The sequence below is a fragment of the Shewanella sp. SW1 genome, assembly GCF_025653545.1.
Taxonomy (GTDB): domain Bacteria; phylum Pseudomonadota; class Gammaproteobacteria; order Enterobacterales; family Shewanellaceae; genus Shewanella; species Shewanella oncorhynchi.
On record NZ_JAKKSG010000027.1, the window covers coordinates 24,424 to 46,966 of the forward strand.

Consider the following 22,543-nt stretch of genomic DNA (forward strand, 5'->3'; position numbering starts at 1 on the left):
TAATCAAAAACTTTATTGCTTCAAACAGAAAAAATTTAAGTCATTTATACATAACATCAGCCTCACTACAAAAAATTGCTTTTAATAGAGATTAGCTAAAAAAGAGTTTTCGATGAAATATGCAAAGAAAATTTTATTTGTGACTATTAGAGCACATCTAATTTATACGGTAATATTTTTACCGAGTACTTTCGCAGAAAATATCAATTATAGTCATTATGGGCCACTTCGTGTGCATGCCCAATCACCTACACAGGCAGGTAGCTTAACGCCTCTACTTCGTTCAGGATTTGCACTGCCTGAAGGGAAAAAAGAGATATACGGATCTGCAACAGTAGCAAGTGTATGGGCTGAAACTGACGATTACTATGCTGACTATTATCATAATTCTCTTAATGGCGGAATAAAGTGGCAACTCACTGAAAAATGGATGTTTGATAGTAATTATAAGTGGAGTTTTAGTGGGGATAACCATCTTGACTCAGTCACTATCTGGTTTCATGATGCATTTGGTGTGGGTCAAAATGGCCGCGACAATACAATCAAAGACAAAAACCAAATATTTTCAAAGAATGGTATAAATCAACCTGATCTTTCTGGCGATACGCTAACGAATGCCCTAAATTTCTATTTAGAATATCAATTGCTTAGTGAGGATAATTATGGTCTATCAATAGGTGGCAGCTTATATTACAACCATGTTAATTCTGGCCCATTTGTAGATAACCGTTTTGAACAAGCATTACAGCTGAATTATAGCTATACATCTGGAATGCATCATTTTTACTCCACAACAGGTATAAGTTTTAGACAAAATGATGAAAGTCTATCTGGAATAGACTATAAAGATCATGCAGTAATGTTATCTTTAGGTTATGAGTATTTAATGGGACGCCATGGTTGGCTTATTGAATTACATCATTATGAAGGTTTACTCAAAACAGATAATGACTTTTCAAAACCTTCTCACGAAGTATTTCTAGGCTATAGGTATTATCTGAATAACAGTGCAATTGAATTTACTATCGTCGAAAACCTATTCAACATGGACAACAGCACTGATATTGCTTTTTCTCTTGGGTACAGAGTCATGATTTAATAACACTTTACTTTATCGCGTGAATGCGATCAAAAAGCTTTTCTCTAATATCATGTTAACTCTTATACCTGAGTGGGCGGGTTATTAGGATTGGAGTTTTTTAAGAGTGAAATGGCTATTACGGGGGAGGTGAACCAGCGGCACAGGTCAGATTGATTCAGTGGGCCACTGGTATCTAAGGCATATTAGGGAGAAAACTCAAGCGAATAAATGCGATAATCAACTGAGTTAATCCAATAACAAACTAACGCAACAAGCGACTAATACAAGACTAAGGCTTAGGATCTTTATCCTGTTCTTTGTCCTGCGCTTTATCAGAGAGTTGATGGCTAGCGGGCTTGATATCACTTGGGTCGACTTTATGTTCAAAGTCTCCCTCAAACACATTACCGTCCTTTTTCACACTATCATCAAATGGCGATTGGCCAAATGGGTCCTGTGGCTTAGGCCCAAAGGGACCTTGGCCCGCTTGAAAGCCACCGTGCATTGTGCCCTGTAAACCGGCAACAACCCGTAACTGCATGCGTTTGAACAGCAAGGCAGCAATGGGACGACGGGTTAATGGCGTCAAGAATAATAGGCCAATGGCATCGGTCACAAAACCGGGGATCACGAGCAAGATGCCCGCCATAGCTAACATCATACCTTCAACGATTTCTTGCCCCGGTGCTTCACCGCGGGCGAGTTTTTGTTGTACTTGCATTAAGGTATTTAAGCCTTGGCTGCGAACCAGAGAGACCCCGAGCACGGCGGTAAACAGCACTAAACCTATGGTAGTCCAAGTGCCAAGCACTTCACCCACACGGATCAGCACCGACAGCTCTATTACTGGGATCAGCACAAAGAGTAAAAAAATAATGAAAAACATACCGACCTCAGGTTTATCTGACTATCTCTGTAAACTAAATGGGGGTTATCCGGTCTTAATTCAAGTAAGGATAACCATTAGGACCAAGTAAGGGAGCAAAACACTGATATTTAGCTCACTCTTTTGTTAACCCGCTAATGTATGAGACCATTAAAACACGTAAAGTAGCCTAACGGAGTTGGCTTAAGCGAACTTTAAGATTCTTAAGAGACGATACCTAACACCATGCAGCATCAGTATTTAGTGGTTAGCACAACCTGCCCCGATGAAGTACAAGCCAATACCTTGGCCCGAGCTTTAATTGAGTCGCGTATTGCCGCTTGTGTTCAGATTTCCGCCCCAATACGTTCAATTTATGCTTGGGAAGGAAAAATCTGTGAAGAGCAAGAATTTAGCTTACAGATTAAATGTTTACAAAGTCGATATACAGAGTTAGAACAACTTGTGCTTAGGCTTCACCCTTATCAAGTACCCGAAATTATTGCCGTGCCTGTAACCCACGGGCTACCAGCCTACTTAGATTGGATAAAAGACAACACTCAGCCATGAAAAAACTACTCAGCCTTATTTTCACTTCTTTATTGCTTCTTGCGCCCTTAGCTCATAGTGAAGGGGTGTTCGGTACCAAATTCGACTTCATGAAGGGTGAGCCTGAATTGATGCCTGTCGATCAAGCATTTGCCTTCGATTCCAAGCAAGAAGGCAATCAGGTCAAACTCAATTGGGTGATTGCCGACGGTTACTATATGTACCGCGACAAGCTTAAATTTAGCGTCAATGGTGCCGAGTTAGGCACGGTCGCTCTACCAAAGGGAAAGCCCCATGAAGATGAGTATTTTGGTAAGCAAGAAGTCTATTATACCTATGTCGATATTCCCGTTGGTTTAAAACAGGCCGATGAAAATGCTACGCTCACAGTGACCTTTATGGGTTGTGCCGAAGGTAAATTGTGTTATCCACCGACCAAGCATGAAGTCGTTTTAAAGGCGATAGCAGCCAACGATGGCTTAATTGCAGGCGCCGAATCAACCACAACGACTGAGCAAACCAGCACTGAGCCAAGCACTGCCGATAAAGCCAATACGCAACCCATTACTCAGCAAGATACCCTGAGCCAAATGCTGTCGAACGACAGTTTAATTTGGACTTTAGTGATTTTCTTTGGTCTAGGTGTCGGTCTGGCATTAACGCCCTGCGTATTCCCTATGTATCCGATTTTGTCGGGTATTATTGTCGGCCAAGGGCAAAAGCTCTCAACCGCAAAAGCCTTTATCCTGTCCATGGCTTACGTCCAAGGCATGGCAATCACTTACTCTATCTTAGGGTTAGTGGTTGCATCGGCGGGACTAAAATACCAAGCGGCATTACAACATCCTGCCGTATTAGTCGTACTCGCGATTTTGTTCTTTGTGCTCAGCTTATCTATGTTTGGCCTATACGATTTGAAACTGCCATCGAGCTGGCAGGAGAAGATGAACTCAGTCTCGAATAATCAAAAAGGCGGCAACTTAGTTGGCGTGTTCTTGATGGGCGTGATTTCTGGCCTTGTCGCATCACCTTGTACTACCGCGCCGCTGTCGGGTGCACTCGTTTATGTGGCCCAAACCGGCGACCTACTCCAAGGTTTCTTAGCCCTGTATGTACTCAGTATGGGTATGGGATTACCACTACTGATTATCGGCACCTCAGGCGGTAAATTATTACCGAGAGCCGGCGCTTGGATGGACATCATCAAGACTATCTTCGGATTCCTGCTGATCGCTGTATCTATCGTGATGCTTGGCCGTATTTGGACAGGCGTAGTATCCGATGTGCTTTGGTCACTGTGGGGCGTAAGCTTCACTGGCTACTTGATGCATCAGAACAAACTCAGTGAATTTAACTGGAAACAAACTGTACGTTCAGTGCTATTAACGCTGGCGCTACTGGCGAGCTTCTCCTACGGATTCCAAGCTGTGATGGGACACTTTGGTTTTAATAACAATTCCGTAGGCACTGCAGCGACGACCGAAGAAGTCCATGGCTTTAAACGCATTAAATCGATTGAAGATCTTGAGCAAGAAATTGCAGCCGCTACCGCCCAAGGTAAGCCTGTGATGCTCGATCTGTATGCCGATTGGTGTGTTGCCTGTAAAGAGTTCGAAGCCATCACCTTTAAAGATACCGACGTGTTAGCCCGCATGAATAAAATCGTGCTGCTACAAGCGGATGTGACTAAGAGTGACAAGGTCGATGTGGCCTTACTCGAAAAATACAATGTGCTTGGTTTGCCTACGCTGTTGATGTTTAACGAACAAGGTGAGCAAAGGGAAGATTTACGCGTGACTGGTTTTATGGGCCCCAAAGATTTTGCAACCCATTTAGATCATCTCGTGAAATAACGACGATTTAGGCTTAGACCACCAGAGTGATTTAGTTAGCGCGTGTTTTAACGGCCAAGTGTATTTACCGCAACACCAATAAAAAGCGGACTTTTTTCATTAAAAGTCCGCTTTTTTATCCAAGTGTCATAGATTTCTTATACAATCACTTACAATTTTAGACTTTTTAGATTGGAGCATCATGGAACCAGGCATCCTCATTATTACACTCATCTGCGGCATGCTCGTTAGCCGTATAGGACTCCCTCCGCTCATCGGCTACTTAGTGGCAGGCTTTGTACTGTTCATCTTAGGTATAGATAAAGAAAGCCTGCCATTACTGCAAGAACTCGCCAGCCTAGGCGTCACTTTACTGTTATTCGCCATAGGGTTAAAACTCGATATTCGTAGCCTGTTCAAGGCCGAAGTATGGGCGGGTTCGAGCGTACACTTAGTGCTATCAATCGTAATTTTTGTGCCGATTCTAAAACTCTTCGGCTTACTGGGCTTAAGCCAACTCACGAGTCTGAACCTAGAACAACTGACGTTAATTGCCTTCGCGTTAAGCTTCTCCAGCACCGTATTTGCGGTCAAAGTGTTAGAAGACAAAGGCGACGTGCAATCCCTCTACGGCCGGGTCGCTATTGGTATCTTGATTATGCAGGATATCTTCGCCGTACTGTTTTTAACTATTTCTAAAGGCGATGTACCTTCGGTATGGGCCTTTGCATTACTCTTACTGCCACTGGCTAAACCGCTCATCTATAAAGCGTTCGACCGTGTCGGCCACGGTGAACTCTTAGTGCTCTTCGGCCTAGTTATGGCACTCGTGGTTGGCGCTTGGTTATTTGAATCTGTTGGCTTAAAACCCGATCTCGGCGCACTGATTATCGGCATCTTGTTGGCGGGCCACAAAAAATCCTCCGAGCTGGCAAAATCCCTGTTCTATTTTAAAGAACTCTTCCTCGTTGCCTTCTTCTTAACCATAGGGCTCAACGGCTTACCTACGGTATCGGATATCGTCCTCGCGGCGCTATTGGTGTTGTTAGTGCCACTTAAAATCCTGCTATTTGTTTACATTCTGACTCGCTTTAAACTGCGTTCACGTACCTCTATGTTGGGCTCGTTTAACCTAGGTAACTTCAGTGAATTCGGTTTGATCGTCGCCGCAGTAGCCACCTATAAAGGTTGGTTACCTCCTGAGTGGCTAGTGATCATCGCCGTAGCATTAAGTTTTAGTTTTTTACTCGCCGCGCCACTTAACGCCACCGTCGGTAATATCTACCAGCGATTCCAGCAGCGTTTAATCAAGCTTGAAAAACGCCCGTTACACCCAGAAGACAGACCCATAGCCATTGGCAATCCACGCTTTTTAATCTTAGGCATGGGCCGTATTGGTAGCGGTGCCTATGATGAACTCAGGGAACAATTTGATGGGGAAATTCTCGGTATTGAACACAAGCAAGACTTAGTCGACTTACATAAAACAAAGGGTCGCAATGTAGTGCAAGGTGACGCCGCGGATACCGACTTTTGGGAAAAACTCGACAGAGCACCTAATCTTGAACTGGTACTGCTAGCCATGCCGCACCACGCGGGAAATATGTTTGCAGTTGAGCAACTCAAAAAACTGAATTATCAAGGCAAAATCAGTGCAATTGTGCAGTACAGTGACGATGCTGCGGCGCTTCGAGAATCGGGGGTGCACAGTGTGTACAACCTGTACGAAGCCGCTGGTGCCGGTTTTGTGGATCATGTTATTTACGAGCTATTGCAAAACTCGGAGAAAAACACAGTTCCAGCGGAAGATACAGTACAAGTGCCTGATCCTAAACTTAATGTGGAGCCACGTAGTTAAGTGCCTGCTAATACTGCATTAAATTAAAATCACGCCATAACAGGTCGCACAAACGAGCAGTAACAGCCTCTGCCAGTTTGTGCGGCATCCAACTAAATGCTGACTAATCTTTACAAATCAATTAACTAGATAAAACACTCAATACGCTATTTTGCCTCCTCATCCCAGTATCAATTTACTCATTGCAGCCTATCGCCATTTCAGCAAAAAATCTCAGTTACATCACTGACTCAGTCGTGATATAAATCGATGACGGTAACGAAATTAGCTCAGCTTTTTGGAATTTTTTACAGCATGTCAAACCCTGCGCAACGCGCCACTAAGTTATTTGTCCAAACCTTTGGCACTAAAGCCGACGATCTATATCAAGCCCCAGGGCGAGTCAATCTGATCGGTGAATACACGGATTACAACGACGGTTTTGTACTCCCGGCAGCCATTAATTTTCATACAGTGATTGCGGTAAAACGCCGTGACGATACTAAGTTTCGAGCCGTCGCCGATGCGTTTCCCGGACAAATTAAAGAGTGGGTTTTCGGCCAAGAAAACGACATGGACCCGCAAGATGGCTGGGTGAATTACCTCAAAGGTTTTACTGCGGCTATGGCGCAAACTGGCTTATTAGCCAAGGGCTTAGACTTAGCCATTGTGGGCGATGTACCACTTGCCGCAGGTCTTTCATCTTCGGGCGCACTCGTTGTCGCCTTCGGTACAGCCATTAGTGATACCAGCCAACTGCATTTATCCCCAATGGCAGTGGCGCAACTCGCACAGCGCGGCGAACACAGGTATGTTGAGTCGGCCTGTGGCATCATGGATCAAATGTGCAGCGCCATGGGTGAGCAAGACCATGCACTCCTGATTGACTGCTTAGATCTCGATAGCGAAGCCATTCCCATTCCAGAAAACCTAAGCCTTATCATCATAGATGCCCATATCGAGAAACAACGCTTAGCCGCGACCAATGAGCAACGTCGCACTGAGTGTGCACAAGCGGCAGAGTACTTTGGCTTAGATGCACTGCGTCACCTCGATTTACGCCAACTAGAAAGTGCAAAGGCAGATTTAGATGAAGTGCTATACCGCCGAGCGAAACACGTAGTCACTGAGAACCAAAGAACTCAAAATGCTGCTCGCGCCTTAGAGCAAAATAACATCCAAAAATTCAGTCGTTTAATGGCTGAATCCCATGCTTCACTGCGTGATGATTTTGAAGTCACACTGCCAGAATTTGATACTTTAGTTGAAATTGTCAGCCAAGTGATCGGCGAACGTGGTGGCATCCGCATGACCGACGGCTGCGTGGTCGCCTTAGTCGACCATGAACTGACTGACGCTGTTGTTGCCGCCGTTGAACATGAATTCTTCGACAAAACCGCCATCGATGCCACAGTGTATTTATGTTCCGCCAGCGCTGGCGCGGGGCGCATAGATAACTAGCCAGAACAGGCAATTTGCTAGAACAAGCACTTAGCCGCACTTAAACCAAAGACAACCGAATAGAGTGACTACGCCGTCGATAACATACGAATTCATCACTGAACTTTATGCTGTTGATGGCAAATAATAGGGTTAACATACTAATTTAACACAATAAGCAGTGAGCATATTCAACACAGAGGGAAGCTAAATGGTACGTTTCAGTGTTTTGGATCCTTGGACAGATCCCCGCGGCGGTGAAATCGAACGGGTTCGGATCGACAATGGCATACTCGCATTAGAAGTCATCAGCTTAGGCGGTATTATCCGCGCTCTGTGGACACCTGATAAACACGGCGAACGTGCCAATATCGTCTTAGGTTGTGATAGCGCTGAAGATTACTTGACCCAATCGGCTCACTTAGGTGCCATTGCAGGCCGCTTTGCAAATCGCATCGCTAACGGCAAAATGCACTATCAAGGTCATGATTATCAATTAGATGTAAACCAAGCGACTAACTGTTTACACGGCGGCCGTGAAGGGTTTAATCGTAAAAACTGGCAACTAGGTCAACTCCCCGATGGTGTGCGTTTGACCTTAATGAGCCCAGATGGCGACATGGGTTTCCCCGGTAATTGCACAGTTCAGCTGGATTACCGCCTCGCAGGCAATAATTTGTACGTAGAAATCTTAGCCTCCGTCGATAAAGCCTGTCCCGTAAGCCTCACCCAACACAGTTATTTCAACCTCGATGGCACAGAGACCAATCATGAGCATCTGATGCAAATCGATGCCAAGCGCTATCTCACCATGAATGATGTCAGTGTTCCCACTGGGATTGCCGATACAACTGGGTCGATTTTCGATTTAAGTCAACCAATACGCTTAGGTGACAAGCTGCATGCCGCTGAACTCGCAAGCACTCGCGGTTATGATCACTGTTATATGATGAATAATCCCGATGGCTCACTCGCCCGTTTTGGCTGTTTAAGCAGCCCCATTAGCGGTCGTGCTATGACGGTTTATACTAATCAACCGAGTGTGCAGCTGTACTGTGCTAATTTTTTAAATGGCACAGTAGGTCGCAATCAACAGGTATTAAATCAACATCATGCTGTGTGTTTAGAGCCGCAGATGCTGCCAGACTCACCGAACCAAGGCGAGCGCTTTGGTGATGACGTTTGGTTAATGCCAGGCAAGGTTTATCACCACATCAGTCGTTATCAGTTCGATACCGATGCGTAGCCATTCGCAATAAAAATTGAGAAAACGAGGAAAAACGCGGTTTAGCAGAAGGGAATAAATAAAGCGATAAGGAATAAAATAAACACTACTTTATTCCTTACACTCACAGTGTTAGCCCTTAGGCCGACACTGTGTTAATCATCAAAATCATCGCCCCAATCATCGTCAAAATCCACGCCAACGGCATCAGATTCGACTTCTGGTTCAACTTCAGGCTTCGCCTTACGTACAGGCGCAGTTTCCTTCACGTTGTTCAAGTCAATGCGAGCTTGATGTTTACTCATAAATTGAGATCTTGCCGCCTTCCATGCACCACCAAACTTAGCCTCAGCAGCTTTTAACGCAGCCTCATCTAAGTCGTATAGGTTCACTTTGACTATATCTTCCACATACTCAATGATCGCATCGCGATCGGTATTGTATAGGTAGATACGTCCTGGGGAGGCATCGGGCAGCTGGTTGTCATGGACGACAATCGCGTTGCCTTTCGATGTTCTCAGCTCACCATACCAAACCTGTTTCTTTGCTGTGTTATACATATATGCTAATACCCTTAAATCAACACATACACCATGAGTTTTTTAGCCTGAATAAGCGAAGCATCGCTTGCTTTGATCCACGAATAGCGCCTGAAAGTCTCTGACGTTTTCAACTGGGTATTTTTACAGAATATTTCCGATAATCAATGCCTCATACCATGAAATTTTCACTAATTACGTATTAATTTCTGCCAAAGTACCCAAAAAGTTTAATCATTAACGACTTTAGTCTAAAAAATCGACGCGGCAAGTTTTATTCCCAAGAAAAAGCAATCATATCTATGGTGTTTGATGAGTCATCAACGTTAACAATTCGAGGTTGCTGTAAAGTTAACCATCAAGGTTATCCATGAAGATTTAATTACAGCGCTACAAACTCATATTTACCGAACAATGACTAAGCCACTATGATGTCAGAATGTCTTCTAGATTGACTCGAATGGCAGCGACTTAAAGCAAATATGTCGCTGCAAAATCCAGTATGCCTAGCTCAAATGACAGTCAGTATGACTTTGCCCCTGTGCTCACCCGACTCCATCAAAGCATGGGCTTTAGCGGCCTGTGCTAATGGAAAGGTTGCAAAAATATTGGGGACAATTTTATGGGCGTTTAACAACGGCCAAACTTTCTCCAATAATTCAGCAGCAATGGCTGCTTTGGCCTCCACGCTCTGCGGTCTTAGGGTCGACCCTGTCCACATGATACGTTTTGCCATCAGGCGGAAAATCTCGACCTCGGCCTTAGGCCCCCGTTGCATAGCTACCGACACCATACGCCCGTCCATCGCTAAGGCTTGTAAGTCGAGATTGATAAAATCGCCACCCGCGATATCAAATACCACGTTTACGCCCTTATCTTGAGTGAGTGCCATCACAGGTTCAACAAAGTTTTGAGTACGATAGTTGATGACTTCAGCGGCGCCAAGACTCAAGCAATAATCGCGTTTCTCATCCTGTCCCGTCGTCGCTATCACTTTTGAACCCAGCGCACTGGCCAACTGAATAGCCGTACTACCAATGCCACCTGAGCCACCGTGGATCAGTACCGTCTCGCCCGCTTTCAGTCCCGCACGCATAAACAGGTTACCCCATACGGTGAAGAAGGTTTCTGGCAGCGCAGCCGCCTGCACATAACTAAAGCCCGTCGGGATCGGCAAACAATGGGCCGCATAGGTCAGTGCATACTCGCCATAACCACCGCCCGGCACTAAGGCGCATACCTTATCGCCAACTTGCCATTGGCTCACGCCGTCACCGAGGACACAAATATCCCCAGCAACCTCAAGACCAATAATCGGTGATGCACCCAGTGGCGGTGGATACGCGCCCACCCTTTGTTTAACATCGGGGCCATTCACTCCTGCTGCATGTACGCGGATCAACACTTGCCCCGCCGCAGGGATAGGCAAAGGCGAGCACGATAGCCGCATCACCTCGGGCGCCCCAGGTTGCTCAACATGAATATGGGTGTACTCGCTTGGTAAAGCTGACATAAAAGCTCCTGTGAGAATGGCACCAACCTAATAGCAGATTGCTATGCTTAAACGGTTCGTTTGCTAAACCTTAATGCGGCTAAGCTAGCGCAATTTCAAGCCAAATAGCCACAGTTATTCCATTCTATATTCCATCGCACTAAATCAAGCGGCTGACGTTAACCATTTGAACTGAAAGCTGAACCTAAGCTGAACAGAAAAGATGTATCAAAAAAATATTATGACAAATACTAGATATATTAAAAACTTACAGCCATTATTCTGAGGCATTATTTGCTGGCTGCGATGTTTGTCGCGCTATTGTTATCACGCAAATAATCCAATGAGGTTTGATGCAAGTCTGTGTTAAATGCATCAAATAACGCCCAAGGAAGATCTGCTTTGCAGACTAGATAACTACGGATACACAATGAAAAACACACTACTCTTCGCAGCAATTAGCTTAGCGATTGCAACTCCCGTTCTTGCCCATAACACTCATGCAAGCCCCCCATTAGGCAACAACACACCAAACAGTTCACCAGCTCAACCCGTCCCGCCACCGCCCTCTGCACCAATTAGCTTAATTGAATCACATAGACCGCTACTGCGGGAGACGCCATTGATGGCATCCCCTAATGATCCGACGATGACAGAGCAGCCTAAGATTCATTCACGCCAAAAACGTCAGATAGAGGTCTCGGAGCAACCCCCACTTAAGTTGCAGAATCGTAGCGCCGCGATGCAAGTCAGCGACTGCAGTGACTTTGTTGGGAAATCAGGTCAGGCACTAGTCAATGAACTGAGCCAATCTACTCCCGAATGTGTCGGTAAACTCTATAGCCTCAAAGGCAGTAGCGCGACCGCACTATTTAGCGAGGCCAATGTGATCAGTGTGGCCAACGCCATTGCCACTAAAGCAAAGGACTACACTGGGGTCGATATTCAGCATCTTGAGTCCCATATTTACTTTATTCGTGCCGCCCTTTATGTGCAGTTTTACAGCCCAAATGATGTGCCCGCTTACAGCAATGCTGCTAAGGTCAGCTTAAAATCTGCCCTTAATGCTTTATTTGCGAACGCTGCGATTTGGACTGTCTCCGATGCTAATGCTGGTGTGTTGAAAGAAGCCTTAATCCTGATTGACTCAGCCGAGCTCGGCGCCGAGTTTAATCATGTCACTATCAAAGTGCTTACGGACTATGATGCTAATTGGCAAGCCAGTTTCGCCATGAACGCCGCAGCAAACTCAGTGTTTACCACCTTATTTCGCGCTCAATGGAATGATGACATGCAGGCGCTGTTCGCGCGTGATCAAGAGATTTTAGATGCGCTAAATAACTTCCAACTCGAACATCGCGACTTGTTAGGCACCAATGCAGAGTATCTTTTGGTCAACTCAGTTAAAGAGTTATCTAGGCTGTATTACATTGACGCCATGCGCCCGCGAGTGACCCAGCTGGTCAAAAACATCCTCAGCAGCACCAGCAAAACCGAACCGAGCAAAGTGCTTTGGTACGCGGCGGCAGAAATGGCAGACTATTACGATCGCAGCCATTGTAACGATTACAATATCTGTGGTTTTAAGGCGCAGTTAGAAGCCGATGCTTTACCTTTTAATTGGAAATGCTCCGACAGTCTCAAGATCCGCGCCCAAGATCTCTATCAAGATCAAGCCAAATGGGCCTGTGATGTGCTGACCAGCCAAGAAAGCTATTTCCACAGTAAACTCGAAACGGGCATGCAACCCGTGGGGCAGGATAACAACGATGACTTAGAGCTAGTGATCTTCGGCAGTTCGTCTGAGTATAAATCCTTAGCCAACAGTATCTTTGGTATCAGTACCGACAATGGCGGCATGTATTTAGAAGGTTCGCCCGCTGGACTCAAAAATCAGGCACGTTTCATCGCCTATGAAGCCGAATGGCGCACGCCAGATTTCCACGTCTGGAACCTGCAACATGAATACGTACACTACCTCGATGGACGCTATAACCTGTTTGGTGATTTTAGTCGTGGCACTTCGGCCAATACCATTTGGTGGATTGAAGGCCTCGCGGAATACATCTCTTACCGTGACGCAAACCCTGCGGCCATTGCCATGGGTGAAACAGGTGAGTATATGTTGTCGACCATATTCAAAAACAACTATGAATCTGGCCAAGACCGCATCTATCGCTGGGGCTATCTAGCGGTGCGCTTTATGTTTGAACACCACAGGGACGATGTGAGACAGATTCTAGCCTACCTACGCAACGATCAATATGCAGAATATCAAGCCTTTATGGATAATATCGGCACACGTTACGATAACGAATGGCAGGGTTGGCTCACCAGTGGTTTAAGCACGGCTGACGATGGCATAGTCGATAAGGGCCCGAGTGATGTCGACGCTGAGCCCAGTGGCCGCGAAGGCAACTGGACAGGACCCGCGGGCACAATCAGTAAGGATTACTCGCCTTGCCAAGTGACTAACGAAGCCTACCGTTACACTGAATCGGCCAGCCTGAAAATTAATGTGCCGATGGAATGTATCGATTCAAAACTCGGCCGCGCCAGTTTCAGCTTCACCAATACCGATCGCACAGCCCAAGAGCTTTGGATCAAGATTGGCGGTGGTTGGGGGGATGCCGACATTTATTTCGATTCTAGAGGCTGGGCAAGCCCTGAGCAAAACCAAGGCGCGGGGATAGGCAACGGTAACTATCAAGTCATTAAAGTGCAGTTAAACCCTGACGAATATTGGCATTACATTACCTTGTCGGGAGATTTTGGCGGCGTTGATATGCAAGTCAGCACCACTGAGCTGTTCGCTGATGTTGATCCCGATCTGGGAGATGGCGGCGTGGATCCTGAGCCACCAGCCAATTGCGGCGCAGTGACCTTAGATTACGGTAAGCTCACCCTAGGCAAAAATGAGTGCATCAGTGGCGGGCGTAACAGCTTCTACTTCTGGGTTGAGGAAGATAACACTCAGTTTACTGTCACCACTAAGGGCGGCTCTGGGGATGCCAATATTTACTTCAATGCCAGTCAGTGGGCCGACGCAGATAATGCCGATGCAAAGAGCGATCAAGCAGGAAATCAAGAGTCGCTTAGCTTCAGCGCCAATCGTGGCTGGCGTTATATCACGATTGATACTGCCACTGAGTTTAGCGGTGTAACACTGACCTTAAGCACAGGCACGAGTAACACACCCGATCCGGTGCTCATTGCCAATGCCTGCGCGACTCAATCCCCCTTGAGTCATGGTGAGCTGAGTTCAGGCAAAGCCATCTGCACCGCAGATGGGCGCAACGATTATTACCTTTGGGTACCAGAGGGAACGAATCAGCTAAGTATAAACTCCGCCCACGGCAGTGGTGATGTTAGCCTGTTTTCGGGGACGACTTGGGCGAATGCTCAACACTTCGATGCAGCCTCTGTGACACCCGCCAACACGCGGGAAAGCATCACAGTCAATGCACCAAACGTGGGTTGGTATTACATCACAGTGCAAAGTGAGCCTCAGAGTTCAGGTGTCGCACTGCAGGTTGATTTACGCTAGTTTGATGACTCGCATCGCTTAAATAAGCAGTTTTAGCCATTACGCATAAATCAAGCATTTGAATAAATAGCAAAATCCCTGCTTCGGCAGGGATTTTTATTGAAGATAAGCTGAATAAGCGACACTGACGTCACAGAGTCTTTAGCGACAATACGTTATTAGCGCATCCCTTCGAGCACTTGCACTCTCTCCTTGGCCCTTGCTGCATAGTCGTTTGAAAACCGCTCTGCCATTTCAATGCTCTGCTGATAAAGCGTTAACGCTGCTTTAGCATCGGCCGGTCCACCCTCGCCTTTATCTAACAGGGTTGCGAACTGAAAGTAAGCATTGCCTAGAATATCCGCCTGCAAGCCTTGTTTGGCACCCAAGGTTGTCACTTTTTCTAACCAGTATCTCGCGTTAACCGTATCTCTATAAGGTTCCAATAGCAGGATATTGGCAAGTTCAGCGGCGGCGTAAAGATCTCGCTCGGCGGCAATGATCCAAAACTCCTCGCTCTGCTCAAAATCCTCTTTAAAGTAGTAATAGGTTTCGGCGGCATCTCGCGCTAAATCAGGTTGAGCTTTAACACTTTGGCGATAATTTTCCAATGCCGTTGTGGCATTAAAGTAAGGGGAGCAAGATAACACTTGATAAAACGCCATCAGACTTCTTGCCTCAGGCAACCCTTGGTCAACTAGCTGATTTAACTGCTGCCATGCTTGCGTTTCATGGACCTTATCCGCACCTGTATTAACCAAGCCACGCTCGATAACCGATAAAGGTAAACGGATTAACTCAAGCTTTGCCGCGTTATCGCCAAAGCTCGCGGCGCGCTCCAGCCAATAGATCTTTTCATCGGCACGCCCCGCGTAACCCGCTTGATCTCGCAGCCAATGCAGCGCCTCAATATCGCCAGCTTCAGCGGCTTCACGGTAATATTTCTGTGCCTTAATTTTATCCTTGGGTAAGGCGTGTCCAAGCTCATAGATACGTGCTAACAATCGTTTATCAGTAGCCTTTGAACTCTGAGCTAAGGTATTGATTTGTGATTCAGGTTTACCATAGGCATACAATTCCACATCACCGTTAGCATAAGTATATTGAGTGCCATCGGGATAATTCACCTCAACCGTATCAGGCTGATACCAAACATTGACCTCATACTGTTCGGCAATCTGTGGATTAAAATTCACCCGCATCACAGCCTCATCACCGCGACGAACCGCTTGAGTATAAGGACTAGCCCATAGGCTAGAAATTTGCTGCAAACTGCTTTTCAGCCTAGCCTCGAAGGGTTTGTCTTCCTTAGGAGAATGAATAAATACTGGATAGTAAACTGGCGCTAAAGATAATGGCGTAGTCGCAAGCAACGAATTATCCGCCTCGCTACCCGCATAAATTGGATCGATATTAAGTTCATGACTTAAATAAAAATCATCGTGGGGTGACACTTGAGTCGGCAACGTAGTTTGGCTAGCAACTTGTGCCGCATCCACAACAGAAGTGCGCTGCAACTTAGCAAGGTATTGTTGTTTAAGTGCTTTAGCCCTTTGCCACAACGGATGGTTCGGCAGTATTGTCACATCGAGCATTAAATCCTCAAGCCGCCACTGACAATCGCCGCCACCATTTAAAGCTAAGGGCAGCGAAAACTCACTCGCTTTGCTACCACTGCTAATCACTTGCCGCAGCACTGAGGTTTCTTCGAATGTCGCGCGGTATGGATTAGCAATATCACCACTGGGAAAACGGATTTCCTTTCGAGTACAAACAGATGAGACGTAATAACCGACAAGTTCTAATTGCGTATTAGCAGGTAATACACCAACAAACTCGAAACGCGGACTGTCTACAGGTGCAGTCACTTGATCGACGGGCAACTCACTACGAAATAAGGAATCCCAAAAAGAGGCCATGGCGGGAGAGGCAAACATCAATCCAGCCGAGCAAGCCAAATATAAAAAAGCCCTATGAAAGCAATGTAACAAACTCATAATGCCAGCTCTCCGTCGCTGATGAGGCAAATCCACTCGCACTTAAACACTCGCTTAAATACAACAAAGATCATTAAGTTATCGACAAAAAATTAAGCCAACGCGTTTAGCCGTTGGCTTAAATCATAACGTATTTACAGGCAAGTTGAACCCATGCCTCTCAGTCTAGGCTCGATAAACCTCAGCGCATAAAACTCAACTTAAGCACTTCGCAGTCTAGCAAGCACATCCTTGGCCTTCAATTCAGCCATAGCGACATAGGCCACAGGCACTACAAATAACGAGAAGAAAGTGCCCGCTAACAGACCTCCGACTAAGACTAAACCTATGTTAGCTAATCCTAACGAGCCTGGTCCCGATGCCAAGGCTAAAGGAATCGCACTTAAAATCATGGTTAAAGACGTCATTAGAATCGGTCTTAAACGAGATTTGGCACTGCTTCGCGCCGCCTCAATCGCACTCAAACCTTGGTCTTGTTGCTTATTGGCAAACTCCACCAGCAAGATACCGTGTTTAGTCACTAGCCCCACTAAGGTTAATAAACCAATCTGCGAATAGATATTCACACTCTGGCCAAACAAGGCTAAGGTCAATAACGCACCGACAATACACAAGGGCACTGTCAGTAAGATAATTAAGGGATCGACAAAACTTTCGAACTGCGCAGCCAAAATCAAATAGATAAACACCAATGCCAGCAAGAATAGCGACTGAGTGCCCGCCTGCGAATCCATAAGATCCTTCACCACGCCATTGTATTTAAAGCCTTGGGCATCATTAAGTAATGTCGGTAATTGTTCATCTAAGTAGGTTTTGATTTCATCAGTTGAATAGCCGGGCATAATATCTGCCGTCAATTCAGCGCTATCAAGACCCATAAACGTCTTAATGTTAGATTCTGCCGTAGTCTGTTTAATCGACACAAATTGCGACAATGGCAGTGCTTGCCCAGATTCAGAAGTGACATACAGCTTATTCAACACTTTAAAATCACTCAGTTTGTCTAAGTTTACTTGCACTTGAATAGGATAAGTAAAACCATCAGTAGCATGTAAGTCCGCCGCCTTCACTGAGCCAAGAAAGGTAGAAAGTGCATTCGTGACATCACCATAACTCACACCTGAAAGGATAATGGCGTTGCGATCGATAGACAGATCGTAGCGTAGTTGATCCCTCAGCACTGAGTTGCCTACGTTATTCAGGCCAGGATAATCCTCGAGTAACTTTTGCACTTTGGCGGCGGTTTCGCTGAGTTCGTCCTTATTCCGATCTAAGGTCGTCAGCTCTAAACGCAAATTATTGGCAATATTGAGATTATTTGCTGAGCGAATGCTAAACGACATGTTATAGGCAGAAACGTTTTCCTTTGATGTTGTAATCAAGTCGCTGATCACATCATTTATACCCTCACTGCGCTCACCCCAAGGTTTGAGTAGCACATGGTTCACAGGCTCTCCCTCGATATAGGACAAGTTAGCCCCAACCGCGGGATGCTCGTCCATCACGCCATTAAGCTCAGCATTGTGATTGAGATGATACTGCCGACCGACACCGGTAGGGCCATTAGACGCCACATCGATAAAGCCGGAGTCCTCCGCAGGCAAGAGTATTTTGGGTAATTGCCAGTAAGCAATACCCGCAAGACCCACCAAAACCACAGCCACACCAAACATCAAACGCTTGCGGACAAACCACTTATTCAGCTCATTGATATACAAATGATTTAACTGCTGCAGCGCATTCTCGACTCGGCTAAACCATTTAGGGTGTTGCTCAGTGGTATTGATAAGATAGGCGCTCATCATAGGCGACAAAGTCAACGCCACCACGCCAGAGATCATTACGGCCGCTGCTAAGGTAAAGGAGAATTGCCGAAACAGATCGGCGGTTAAGCCCGACATTAATCCGATCGGCAGATACACAGCGGCGAGCGTTAACGTCATGGCAATGATAGGGAAAATGATCTCCTGACAGCCTTTAATTGCCGCATTGAAAGGCGTTTCACCGTTTTCAATATGGCGATAGCAGTTCTCGACCACCACAATGGCATCATCCACCACCAGGCCAATAGCCAAAATAATCGCCAAAATAGTCAACACATTGATACTAAATCCGAGCGCCGACATCACAGCAAACACCCCAATCACGCACACGGGAATGGTAATAATGGGGATCGATGCCGCCCGCAGGCTACCCAAAAATAACACCACAATCAGCGAAACTAAGATCACCGCTTCAATCAACGCAGAAAATCCTTCGTCGATGGAGGCTTCAATAAAATCAGCTTGGTTATAAGCCAAGTTCATTTCTAAGCCTTGGGGTAAATGTTTTTGCATGCGTGCAATTTCGGCTTTAATGTTCGAAGCCACTGTCACTGGGTTAGCGTTGCTCAGCGGTAAAATCTGCAATGACATTGCACTATGTCCACCGATAGACAACATACTCGGCGACAGACTTTCCTCGCCCATCACCACATCGGCGACATCGGACACACGGATGATCTTACCCTCGCTGACCTTAATCACCAGATCCTTCACGTCTTCAAGCGTTTCAACTTGATTCAAAGGGTTAATCGAGAAATCCCGCGACTTACCTTTGATCGCACCCGAGGTAAAACTGGCATTGTAAGAGCCTAACGTGCCCACCACATCGGCAGCTTTAATATTCAGCGCCTTCATTTGTTCAGGATTGAGCCAGACTCTGACCGCCTTTTGTGAGCCACCATATGGCCCCCAAACGGCACCAACGCCTTGAACTTGTTTGAGTTGCGGTACTAACTGCTGGCTAATGTAGTCGTACATAGCCTGCTTTTCCATGCCACCCGCGTTCACAAAGGTGATGATATTACTGGCCGAATCCGTGGCCGAGGTATCGTCGGTGACTGTGGGCTTATCTATCATGCTCTGGGGGAAATCGTTAATCCCTTCGACGCTGCTACGCAACTTGTTCATTAAGTTGGTGTATTCAATATCGCTGGTGTCATCATTGAATTTAATCGTTAATGAGCAACGCCCCTCGCTACAGTCGGTCGACATGGTATCGACTTTATCTATGCCCGAAGCCGCTGCAATCAACTTATCGGCCACATTGCTCGACATAAAATCGGCGCTCGCCCCTGCAATCGACGCATTCACAGATGCAGAGTGGGTGGTATGCTCAGGGAAGTATTGGATATCGAGTTTTTGAAAGGCAATCAAGCCCAGTAACACAGCCATAATACTGAGTACGGAGGCGAAGATAGGATGACGAATACAGACTTCGGGTAAACGCATTATTCAGCCACCTCAATATTTGGAGTTGAGCCTGAATCAGCACCTTTGTCAGCGCTTGATGTTGCCGCTTTATCTGCAGTGTTTCTATCCTGCACGACTTTGATCTTGCTATCGGACTTGAGGTTTTGCATACCCGTTTTAACGACTAAATCGCCTTCGGCTAAACCTTCAGTCACGACGGCATAACCGTCATTCGTATTTTGAGCGAGTTTAACCACTTGCTTTACTACGCTATCGCCCTGCACTAGCCAGACAAAACGTTCATCGTTATTGGCAATAATCGAATTTTGCGGCACTAATAGACGTTTAATCCCTAGACTATAGAACTGCTTAATGTTGGCGAACATGCCAGGAGCAAGCTTAAACTCAGGGTTTTCAAGGGCGGCATGCACTTCAACCCGTCCTGAGCTTTCATCTACCGCAGGGGCAACATAGTTAACTAACCCTTTGAATACCTTATTACCATAGGCCTCAACAGTCACATTCACCTTTTGGCCCTTTTGCGCCTTGCCTAAATCCTTCTGACTGATGGCATAACGCACTTCGACCGGATTTAAACTATAAAGGGTGACTAAGGCCGTACCGGCACCAATTTGACTGCCGATAGACTGACTAAAGCTGGTCAACTGACCATCGAAGGGCGCCTTGATCAGGTAATCGTTCATGGTTGCTTGTTTCTGGCGAAAATCCGCATCGGCCAGATTCACATTTTCCCGTAGCTCATCCACATCTTGCTTAGCAAGCGCAAAGGGTTCTTTAATCAGTAAGTCTTCGATACGCTCCAGCTTAGTTTTAGCCAGTGCTAAGGTGCTCTTGGCTTTGTCTAAATCAGCCTTGGCTTTAATGTTGTCCTGCTCGGCAATCACTTGACCTTTAGTCACTTTGTCGCCGTTACTAAAATGAATCGCGCTAATTTTTTCGCTAGCATTAAAGTTCAGCGTGGCTGAATCGATAGCGTTGATTTTACCGACTTCATTCACTACATCGGCAAAGGATGTTTCTTTAACGGCCTCGACCGTCACAGGGATGATATCGACCTTGTCCGCCGACATCACGGCCATAGGGGCTAAAGCGAAAACACTCGCCAGTAGAAACGGCAAAGGCGCGAATAAGGGCGCCTTTGAGAGATGATGGGAATGGCTTTTTAATGAAATATCGCATGCACTGCGTGCTCGTTCAGTTACTCTTTGTGTAAACATCGTTTGTGTAAACATAGTATGCAAACCTATCGTTCTTACTATTCAACGGACATCCTATCCGACAACAGCAAACCGGATTGAACCCAAAACTAATACCAAGTCCCCCCAAAGTGCCTGTTTAAGCAATTTGAGGTTATTTGGGTATACAGCCTATAGGCTTAATCCCAGTCAGTGCCAGTAAAAACTCGGTTACACAACCAAACAAAACAATAACTTAACGATAAACTCAATAGTGAGCACTTAAATCACACAAACAACCATAAAATACAGCAAACTTGAAACAAGTGTAGAGCCAGCCTATTAGCAAGCCACTATTTACCTTTTAACAGGGCTCCGATGGCCTTTTTCACATCTGCAAAACAGGGGCGCTGAGCCACATCTAACTGCATGCACTCGTCTTTAATCGCACTCAACTGTGTGTAGTACAGAGGGCCAATCGAGGCACTCACATAGGCCAACAGATCTTCAATCAAGCAACCAAGCGCCCGCACTTCAATAGCTTCTATCGCTAAGCGTTCTGCTGTCGATAGATTGCGTAAGTTTGATGCCGCACCAAAATCCCCAAACAATAAGCTCATCTGTTGATTAACCATAATATTATGGGCGTAGACATCACCATGACTTACTTGTTTGGCATGCATGTGCGCCATTGCATCGGCCAACTGGTGTGTGATTTTGGCGACTTCATCAAGGCGAAATTCGCTACCGTCTTTAAAGGTATCGCGAGTGCAGGTGACAAGACTTGGTGGTAGCCCTAAGTTACTAAACCCTGGCGGAATAAGTTCCATTACTAAACCCAATTGATCTTTCTGGCTAATGTGCGCCACGACCTTAATAAGGCTGGGATGATCACCCGTTGTGAGACAGCAATCTAACTCGTCAGCGGGATAACCATCGCTCGTCACTTCACCCTTAAAGAGTTTTACCGCAATCTGCACCGACCCCGTCGCGGCTATCATAGCTTGATTCAACCAATCGCCTCGATAAATGACCCCAGAAGCCCCTTCGCCAAGCTTCTCAGCCAACTTGATATCACCCAGAGTCACATTCGCCACTGTGGCCACATCGGCGTGGGGATCGACTAAGGTATGGCTGAATGGATTTCCCGCAAAGGCGAGCCAAGTCAGTTTAGGCAAACTGAGTAACCAAGCTGGCAGTGCGTGGAGTTGATTGGCCGATAAACGCACTAACTCTAAGTTGCGGCAATTGGCCATCGACTCGGGCAAGGCTGTTAAACGGTTACCCGCTAAAGCTAATTTTTGCAGACGATGTAAATCGCCCATGGCCGCAGGCAACGTCTCAATGAGGTTATCGGTTAGGATGAGCCAGCGGGTTTTCAGCGGTAATGCCGCCGCAGTCACTGTTTTGATTTGATTGACCTTAAAGCCAATCATCTCTAAATTTGTGCAGCGCCCTAATGCCTCAGGCAAATGTTCAAAGCGATTATTCGAGGCGAAAATTATCTTTAAATGCGATAAGCGGTGTAAATCCTCGGGCAAAGTGCTCAGTTGATTATTCGATAAATCGAGGATTTCGAGGGTATCGGCTAAATCAAAAATCTCCCGCGGGAACTCGGTTAAATCCTCAACCAATTGTAAACGTGTGATCCCTTGTAACTGCCCTGCCCTTAACTGCGCTAACGTCTGCACTTTGCTACCCAAATTAATGAAAAATCGCGGCTATGGTAGC

The 22,543-nt window shown here is 46.1% G+C and carries 14 protein-coding genes; 7 read left to right on the forward strand and 7 right to left on the reverse strand.

What is annotated here, in order from left to right; translation table 11 throughout:
* The first annotated feature begins 112 nt into the window (after nucleotides 1-112).
* Nucleotides 113-1,099: a DUF3187 family protein gene (locus L5M71_RS20135; protein ID WP_263209423.1), complete on the forward strand. Its 987-nt coding sequence runs from the start codon at nucleotides 113-115 to the stop codon at nucleotides 1,097-1,099.
* Nucleotides 1,100-1,370: 271 nt separating this feature from the next.
* Here L5M71_RS20135 and L5M71_RS20140 read toward each other — a convergent pair whose 3' ends face one another.
* Complete coding sequence (locus tag L5M71_RS20140) at nucleotides 1,371-1,967, reverse strand: FxsA family protein (protein WP_263209425.1); 597 nt, start codon at nucleotides 1,965-1,967, stop codon at nucleotides 1,371-1,373.
* A 225-nt stretch (nucleotides 1,968-2,192) separates the two neighbouring features.
* Here L5M71_RS20140 and cutA point away from each other — a divergent pair, with 225 nt between their 5' ends.
* The 5 genes from cutA (at nucleotide 2,193) to L5M71_RS20165 (ending at nucleotide 8,850) form a co-directional block, all read left to right on the forward strand.
* Nucleotides 2,193-2,516: a divalent-cation tolerance protein CutA gene (gene cutA / locus L5M71_RS20145; protein ID WP_113940010.1), complete on the forward strand. Its 324-nt coding sequence runs from the start codon at nucleotides 2,193-2,195 to the stop codon at nucleotides 2,514-2,516.
* Nucleotides 2,513-4,348, forward strand: a complete 1,836-nt coding sequence (locus tag L5M71_RS20150) for a protein-disulfide reductase DsbD (RefSeq protein WP_263209427.1) — start codon at nucleotides 2,513-2,515, stop codon at nucleotides 4,346-4,348. Before cutA ends, L5M71_RS20150 begins: the two co-directional genes overlap by 4 nt.
* 181 nt (nucleotides 4,349-4,529) lie before the next feature.
* A complete protein-coding gene (locus L5M71_RS20155) occupies nucleotides 4,530-6,185 on the forward strand; it encodes a cation:proton antiporter family protein (protein ID WP_263209429.1) in 1,656 nt (551 codons plus the stop codon).
* A 294-nt stretch (nucleotides 6,186-6,479) separates the two neighbouring features.
* Complete coding sequence (gene galK / locus L5M71_RS20160; RefSeq protein ID WP_263176406.1) at nucleotides 6,480-7,625, forward strand: galactokinase; 1,146 nt, start codon at nucleotides 6,480-6,482, stop codon at nucleotides 7,623-7,625.
* Nucleotides 7,626-7,815: 190 nt separating this feature from the next.
* Nucleotides 7,816-8,850 carry an aldose epimerase family protein gene (locus L5M71_RS20165; RefSeq protein ID WP_263209432.1) on the forward strand — a complete coding sequence of 345 codons (1,035 nt, stop codon included), beginning with the start codon at nucleotides 7,816-7,818 and terminating at the stop codon, nucleotides 8,848-8,850.
* A 134-nt stretch (nucleotides 8,851-8,984) separates the two neighbouring features.
* On the opposite strand, the gene L5M71_RS20170 is transcribed toward L5M71_RS20165, so the two are convergent.
* On the reverse strand, nucleotides 8,985-9,389 hold the full coding sequence (locus L5M71_RS20170; protein WP_105251357.1) for a hypothetical protein: 405 nt from the start codon (nucleotides 9,387-9,389) through the stop codon (nucleotides 8,985-8,987).
* A 490-nt stretch (nucleotides 9,390-9,879) separates the two neighbouring features.
* A complete protein-coding gene (locus L5M71_RS20175) occupies nucleotides 9,880-10,881 on the reverse strand; it encodes an NAD(P)H-quinone oxidoreductase (RefSeq protein WP_263209434.1) in 1,002 nt (333 codons plus the stop codon).
* 409 nt (nucleotides 10,882-11,290) lie between these two features.
* Between L5M71_RS20175 and L5M71_RS20180 the strand changes: the two genes are divergently transcribed.
* On the forward strand, nucleotides 11,291-14,407 hold the full coding sequence (locus L5M71_RS20180; protein ID WP_263209436.1) for a M9 family metallopeptidase: 3,117 nt from the start codon (nucleotides 11,291-11,293) through the stop codon (nucleotides 14,405-14,407).
* Nucleotides 14,408-14,565: 158 nt separating this feature from the next.
* Here the strand turns inward: L5M71_RS20180 and L5M71_RS20185 are convergent, their stop codons facing one another.
* The 4 genes from L5M71_RS20185 to L5M71_RS20200 form a co-directional block, all read right to left on the reverse strand.
* Nucleotides 14,566-16,383, reverse strand: a complete 1,818-nt coding sequence (locus L5M71_RS20185) for a sel1 repeat family protein (protein WP_317630057.1) — start codon at nucleotides 16,381-16,383, stop codon at nucleotides 14,566-14,568.
* 200 nt (nucleotides 16,384-16,583) lie between these two features.
* Nucleotides 16,584-19,655: an efflux RND transporter permease subunit gene (locus L5M71_RS20190; RefSeq protein ID WP_263209440.1), complete on the reverse strand. Its 3,072-nt coding sequence runs from the start codon at nucleotides 19,653-19,655 to the stop codon at nucleotides 16,584-16,586.
* Nucleotides 19,655-20,869 carry an efflux RND transporter periplasmic adaptor subunit gene (locus L5M71_RS20195; RefSeq protein WP_263172830.1) on the reverse strand — a complete coding sequence of 405 codons (1,215 nt, stop codon included), beginning with the start codon at nucleotides 20,867-20,869 and terminating at the stop codon, nucleotides 19,655-19,657. Before L5M71_RS20195 ends, L5M71_RS20190 begins: the two co-directional genes overlap by 1 nt.
* Before the next feature lie 296 nt (nucleotides 20,870-21,165).
* Nucleotides 21,166-22,503: a leucine-rich repeat-containing protein kinase family protein gene (locus L5M71_RS20200; RefSeq protein WP_263209441.1), complete on the reverse strand. Its 1,338-nt coding sequence runs from the start codon at nucleotides 22,501-22,503 to the stop codon at nucleotides 21,166-21,168.
* Nucleotides 22,504-22,543 lie beyond the last annotated feature (40 nt).